We start from the raw sequence: 437 nt of genomic DNA, 5'->3' as shown, positions 1-437 counted from the left end.
TTGAGCGAGCCGCAGGCGAGTCGAAACGACTACCCAGAACCGCTCTCAAACATGAGAACTATTTCATACCTGACCTGCCCAAAACCCCCGCTGAATGTCGGTGGCCCTCGGCAGAATTGAGGTATGGAAAACCTCGTCGACACGCTGCGCGAACTGGTCGCGCACGTCGGCGAGGTCGTCGATTCGGTGCATCGCGAGGGACTCGTGGCCGCGGCATCCGATGCCGATCAGGCCGTCGCGCTCGAGTTGTTGGGTCGGCTCGGCCGCCGCGTCGACGCCGTGACGATCGAGGCCGTTTCTGAGGTCACGGCGCGGTCCGAATCGGCGGTGCGTGAGGAGCGGCTGACGTCGCGACTCGGATGCCGGAGCGTGAGCGAGCTCGTGCAGCGGACGACACGCCTCGGTCCACACACCGCCGGTCGCCTGGAGCGCGCGGC

1 pseudogene is annotated in these 437 nt (G+C 66.1%); it reads left to right on the top strand.

The annotated features are described in order from the left end of the window. Positions 1 to 123 precede the first annotated feature (123 nt). Positions 124 to 437, top strand: a pseudogene (locus MIC448_RS14845) (HNH endonuclease); the annotation flags it as partial.

The organism is Microbacterium sp. C448 (assembly GCF_000582705.2).
GTDB lineage: Bacteria > Actinomycetota > Actinomycetes > Actinomycetales > Microbacteriaceae > Microbacterium > Microbacterium lacus_A.
The sequence above is the reverse complement of the archived record's forward strand: the minus strand, read 5'-3'. Positions and strand labels throughout refer to the sequence as shown.